3 protein-coding genes are annotated in these 5,947 nt (G+C 71.7%); all 3 read right to left on the bottom strand.

Annotated elements, in window-relative coordinates; genetic code table 11:
- Nucleotides 1–185 precede the first annotated feature (185 nt).
- Nucleotides 186–2,354, bottom strand: a complete 2,169-nt coding sequence (locus AOK11_RS32505; RefSeq protein WP_055597276.1) for a DEAD/DEAH box helicase — start codon at nucleotides 2,352–2,354, stop codon at nucleotides 186–188.
- The gene (gene brxD / locus AOK11_RS32500) at nucleotides 2,351–3,685 is read right to left on the bottom strand and encodes a BREX system ATP-binding protein BrxD (protein ID WP_055597275.1); all 1,335 of its coding nucleotides are present in this window, start codon (nucleotides 3,683–3,685) and stop codon (nucleotides 2,351–2,353) included. The genes AOK11_RS32505 and brxD overlap by 4 nt, the downstream gene beginning before the upstream one ends.
- On the bottom strand, nucleotides 3,682–5,947 hold a 2,266-nt coding region (gene pglZ, locus AOK11_RS32495; protein ID WP_055597274.1), incomplete at its 5' end, for a BREX-2 system phosphatase PglZ. The genes pglZ and brxD, both read right to left, overlap by 4 nt.

Genomic DNA, 5,947 nt, shown 5'->3' with positions numbered 1-5,947 from the left:
AAGGGGGCGTAGTCGGCGGGGACGGGGCTGGAGCGCTGGGAGGCTTCGGGCGTCCGGGAGGTCTCGGAGGTCATCGTCGATCCATTGTTCCAAACGGCGTCCGCGACTGTACGGGATGTCCACTTTTCGTGCGCCGGCCCGCTCACCGCCTTCTTTCCTCCTCCCTATGGAGCACCACGCCGATGTCACCGTTCGCGCCGGAGGAAGCGCACCGGTTCCGTGAGCACGGCGGCAGCGGACTCCGTGTCGGCCAGCCGGGCCGACAGTGTGGCCTCGGCGAGGCGTGGCGGGAGGGCCTCGGCGAACTTCAGGCCGCGCAGTGCGCGTTCGTCGACGTTGGGAAGACACAGTTGGTCTGTCATGTCCTTCGTGGCGTCGCTCCAGGTGCGCGCGGTGACGTCCTCCCGCAGCCGGATCCAGCGGTCGTTGATGTGCTGCCCCGGCACAACCACCGTGTCGAGGGTCGCAGCGAGCGTGGCGTTGGCGCGGTGGCCTGCCCAGGTCCACCAGCGCATGTGGCCTCCCGTGTCCTGACTGATCAAGGTGCCTCCGGGATGCACCCGATCCAGGTACTCCTCGCGGGTCCGGCGCAGGGCGCTGGTCGCCCGTTGGGTCATCTTCACGGGCGGGTCCTCACCCAGCAGTACCTGGCGCTCGGCGCGCGTGAGCTCATGGGAACCCGCCAAGCCGAACCCGGCGCTGCTCCACTTCGCCTTGCCTCCCCCGTCGACTGGCTCGACGAAGCAGCGTCTGCGCCGCCAGTCGATGTAGGTGACCTGCCAGCTCCGGCCGGCCAGCAGAAGCCGACGGGGACCGTCGAGCCGTTCGGTGAGGAGGCTGGGGTCGGTTCGGCCGATCTCCGTGCGTCCTTGGAGAACGGTGAACTGCGGAGGTGCGGTGAACACGGCGGTGAGGTTCATGAAGTGGCGGTGCCCGAAGCGCCGTTCGGCCTCCGGTCCGATGAACAGCATGCCGCCGTCCCGGTCCAGGTATCCCTGGTCGACGAGGTGCCGGACGATGGGCTCGGCGGTGGAGGTGCCGAAGGGGCCGAGTCCGTTCCACCACTCCTGCCACAAGTGCTCACCGACGCGATGTTCCTGCAAGCACAGCGCCAGGAGTTGCTGGGCGACGATGTGCCGGGGCTCCGGTGGCGCCACGACCGGTTCCACCCAGCCCTGCGACCACTTGAGCAGCAGTCCGGCCGCGCCCAGCAGACCGTCCTCGTCCAGGGCGAGGAACAGGCAGTTGCGTGCGGACCCTTCACGGCGTCCGGAACGGCCGAGGCGCTGGAGGAAGGAGGCGACCGAGGCAGGGACGTCGATCTGGATGACGCGGTCCAGGTCACCGACGTCGATGCCGAGTTCCAGAGTGCTGGTGGAGATGATCACGCAGTCGCGGGCCTCGGCGAAGGCCGCCTCGGCACGTCGGCGCTCGTCGAGGGAGAGCGAAGCGTGCGACAGGAAGGTGGTGACACCCTTGGCACGGAGCTTTTCCCCCAGCTCCTCCACGTACCGCCGTGACTCGCAGAAGACGAGGCGTTTCTCGCCGCGGTGCAGCGCGGCAATGACGGTGGCCGCGTTGTCCAGTGAGCCGACGTGGTCGAGCTGGATGTCTCCCGGCGGTACGGCGGTCGGGCCGCCGGACGGCACGGGCGCGGGTTCGGCTCCGGCTCCGGCCCCCGGGGGCGGAGGATCGATCAGGTGGGGAGCGATGACCTGCCCCGGCCGCTTGTTCGCCCCCGAACCCTGCAACCAGGTGAGCAGCGCTTCCGGATTGCCGACGGTCGCCGAGAGGCCGACGCGCTGCACAGGCCGGCCCGCGACCCGTTGCAGCCGTTCCAGTACGGCGAGAAGGTGCCATCCCCGGTCGTCGCCGGCGAAGGCGTGCACCTCGTCCACCACGACGGATTGCAACCCCGAGAAGAACGAGGTGTGGTCGACGTTGACGCTCACCAGCATCGCTTCGAGTGATTCCGGTGTGGTGAGCAGGACGTCGGGACGTGCGGCGAGGATCCGTTTGCGGGCACCGGCCGTGGTGTCGCCGTGCCACAGGGCCGCGGTGCGGCCGAGCCAGGAGGTGTAGGTCTCCAGCCGTGGCAGCAGGTTGTTGAGCAGGGCCTTCAGCGGACAGACGTAGAGGACGGAAGTACCGCTCCATCGCTCCCCTGTCATCCGGGTCAGCAGGGGGAAGGCGGCTGCCTCGGTCTTGCCGCCCGCGGTGGGAGCGAGCAGGACGGCGTCGTCTCCGCAGGCCAGGGGGGTGACGGCTGCTTCCTGAAGTGGACGCAGGCTTCGCCAGCCCAGGGTGTTGACGATGTGGTGGATGAGCGCCGGGTCCAGGTCCCCGGCGCTCACGGCAGCTCCAGTTCGACGGCGCCGGCGTCCCCGGACGCGGCCGCGTTGCGTTCGGTCTCGGTGAGTTCGGACGAGGTGATGGTGAGCGCGTAGTGCGTGCGCGGGTCGAAGTCCTCGAACTCGTCGACGCGGTCGAGGATGTCGGCCACCAGCTTGCGCAGGAACACGCGGGGCGCGACGCCGACCTTGCCGCCGAGTCCGCCGGTGACGGCTCTGGCCAGCTCCGTCAGATACGCGTCGTCGACCCGCTCCGCCACCCGCTCGGGATGGCGGGCGATCCGGGCGTACAAGTCGCGCACGGTACGGCCGAGTTCGCCGAGCTGAGGCAGGTCGAATCCCGGGAGTCGGAGCTGGACGGCGCGCGGGGAGTCGAAGCGCGGGTCGGTCGTGAAGTCGGTGGCCAGCCGTTGCGCGAGGGGAGGCAGCCGCTGCGCGCCCTGTTGTCCCTCGTAGAACGCCGGGGTTCCCGTGATGACGAGGAAGAGCCCCGGGAATCGGCCGGCGTCGATCTCGTCCAGGAGTTGCCTCAGCGCGTTGAGGCCCTTCTCCCGGACGTCGCCACGCACCCGTTGCAGGGTCTCGATCTCGTCGAGGACGAGCAGGAGGCCGGGGTGGCCGCAGTCGCGCAGCACGGTGAGCAGCCCTTGCAGGAAGCCGAGCGCCGCGAAGTGGTCGAGGTCGCCGCGGACGCCGGCACTGCGGCGGGCGGAGGCCGCGACCGACTTCTGGCCGCCGAGCCAGGCGATGAGCGCTTCCGCCGTCGCCCCGTCCCCGGCGGCCACGGCCCGCCGGTAGCCGCGCAGTACGGCGGCGAAGGCGGGGGTGGTCCTGGCGACGTCGGCGAGTCTGCGTTCCATGAGCATGTCGACGGCCGCCGCGAGCGCCGCCTCGTCCTCCTCGTCCGTCTCCCCGGCGTCGAGGACCTCCTCCTCCAGTGTGTAGAACCACGAGTCGACGACCGCGCGCAGTGCGCTGGGCTGATGGGTGGCGGTCGTCAGGCGCTCGGTGAGTCTGCGGTAGACCGTTTCCAGCCGGTGCAGCGGGGTCTCGGTCTCGGAGATCTGGACTTCGGCCGTGGCGAGTCCGGCTCGTTTGGCGCGCTCGGCGAGCCACCGCGCGAAGAACGTCTTCCCGGAGCCGTACTCGCCGCGGAGGGCGTGGAACGCCGCTCCGCCCCGTGCCACCCCGGCCAGGTCGTCGTCGAGCGCGGTCTCGAACCGGTCCAGGCCGACGGCGAGCAGGTCCAGCCCGGCCTGCGGTACGGTGCCGCGCCGCAGCGCGTCCACGACCTCCCGCAGGCGTACGGGACTGGCGGGTGCCGCCGTGCTCATGGCGTGTCCTTCCTCGGCGACCCGGCCTTCGCGTCGGCGGTCAGGAACTGATCACGCAGCAGGGCCGTGTCGAGCTTCACGGCGTGACCGGCGTCGACGAAGCCGAGTACCGGGTACCCCTCGACGTTGAGCAGGCGCTGCACGGTGGCGACGAAGCCCTCGATGTTGCGCCGCACCCGGCCGGTCGCCGAGATGGCGGCGGCCAGGGCGGCGGGCGACATGGTGCCTCCGGCGGCGGCGAGCGCGTCGATGACGGCGGCGACGACCTTGCCTTCCGGAGCCTTGCGCACGTACTCCTTCTGCGCCTCGTACACCTCGCTCGCCACCACGCGCCCGCCGAGGGTCGCGGGAGCGGGCGGTGTCTCCGGCGCCGCTTCGGGCATCACCACGTCGTCGGTGCCGAACAGTTCTTCGTTCTGCCGACGCGTGGGCTTCGCCGGTCTCCGCGTGGGTTGCGCGGCGTTTTCGGGGCGGGGTTCGGGCACCTCTACGGGTGCCGTGACGGTGGCCTTCCACCAGGAGGGTACGGCCTGTTCCCGGGGCAGCGGTTCCCAGTCGCGGGGGGCGAGCTCCTTCGAGGGAAGGAGAACGAGGACCGGGACGGTCATCTCGGCGAGGCAGGCCCCGCCGTGGTAGCCCGCCCGGCGGGCGGCGTACCGGATGTCCTCGTGCCAGGCGGCGGTGATGGTGCCGTCTCCTTCGAGGACGCGGGGTCCGCTCAGTACGACCTCGCCGTCGCCGGCGTCGGTGTCCGGCCGCCAGCGTGCCGATCCGCCGCCGTCCGCGGCGGGGCTCATCCGGCCCCGGCCTCGGTCGATGATGTGGCCGTGGTCGGCGACGAGGACGACGGGACGTGCGTAGCTGCGGGCGGCGGCCAGCAGTTCCCGCAGGTAGGTGATGTCGCCGAGGGACCACACGGTGCGCTGGCCCTGCTGCCCGGAGTCGAGCGCGTCGTCGATGGTGTTGAGGACGACGCCGACGACCGCGTCGGAGGCGAGTGCGGAGGTGAGTTCGGGGGCGAGGAAGCGGCCCGCGTCTCCTCCTATCGACGCCTTGTGGAAGAGGGTCGCGTCCTTGCGCCGCTTCTTCCAGAAGGCCGCGAACCCGGAGGTCTCGGTGGACTGTCCCCCTTGGACGGCCGTGCCGCTGAGCAGGGAGGCCCGGCTCGTGCGGGTGATCGAGGGCAGCATGGAGACGGCGGCGAGGCGGGTGCGCGGGGTGCCCTCGTCGGGCCGGGGGACGACCTCCTGCCAGCCTTCGCGTTCGGCTTCTTCCCCCAGTTGCGCGGCGACGGCACTGCTCATGCCGTCGAGCACGATCACCAGCGGCGATCCGCCCGTCGTCAGGGGGCGCACGACACTGTCGAGGACGTTTTCGACGACCAGGCAGCCGCCCGGTTGCTGGGCGGTGGCGTTCGGCGCCCAGCCGGCCAGGTGCCGGGCGAACTGTTCGTCGAGCCGTTCGCGCCGGGCCCGTCCGTCCTCGTAGAGGTCGCGCAGGCTTCGGGCGACGGCCGGGTCACCGCCGGGGTCACCGGCCCAGAGAACGGACAGTGCCCGGTCGGCCCACCCCCACTCGGCGACATGGTCGCGCACGCCCGCGGCCACCGACGTCACGGCAGAGGGTCCCTGGCGCAGCCAGCGCGCGAGACGCACGGCCATCTCGGCGACGCGTACCCGGTCGGGGAAGAGTCCCGCCAGGGCGTGTCCGGCCAGCTCGGCCAGTGCGGCCTCGCCCTGTGCGGGGGACCGGTGCGCGCCCTCGACGACGGCGGCGAGCTGGGCGGCGAAGCTGGACAGGAGGAAACGACTGCTGTCGAGGCCTGTGGTGAGTCCGGCGTCCCGGGCCAGTTCGTCGGCGCGCTGCAGTACGGCGAACACCTTCTGCCGTGCGTCGACCGACCCCGCGGCCTCTCCGATCCAGCGCAGCAGGGTGCCCTCCACCGCGTCGGTGAAGGCGTTGATCTCTCCCCGGCGTGGGCCGGCCTTGCCGAAGAGGCCGCCGACGGCGAGGGCCACGTCGGGGCCGGCGGCGGGGTCGCGCAGGGCGGCGCCGAGCAGGCCGAGTGCCATCGCGTCGTGTCCCCGCCCGGTCTCGGCGAGGGTGAGCAGGACGGGTACGGCGGGCCCGGCGACCTCGCCGAGCCACTTCTTCAGCTCCGCGCGTTCGGTGTCGTCGAGTTCGGCGAAACGGCGCGGCCCGGCGGGGGTGCGTGACCAGGCGAGCAGTACGTCCGCGTCGACGGCGGCCTCCGCCGTGGCG

The sequence above is a fragment of the Streptomyces hirsutus genome, from assembly GCF_001418415.1.
Lineage (GTDB): Bacteria > Actinomycetota > Actinomycetes > Streptomycetales > Streptomycetaceae > Streptomyces > Streptomyces hirsutus.
This window is presented reverse-complemented; position numbering and strand designations above follow the sequence as displayed.

What these genes read in the sequence shown, in the direction of transcription:
- brxD (WP_055597275.1), bottom strand. Translation starts at nt 3,685, where the DNA reads ATGAGCACGGCGGCACCCGCCAGTCCCGTACGCCTGCGGGAGGTCGTG.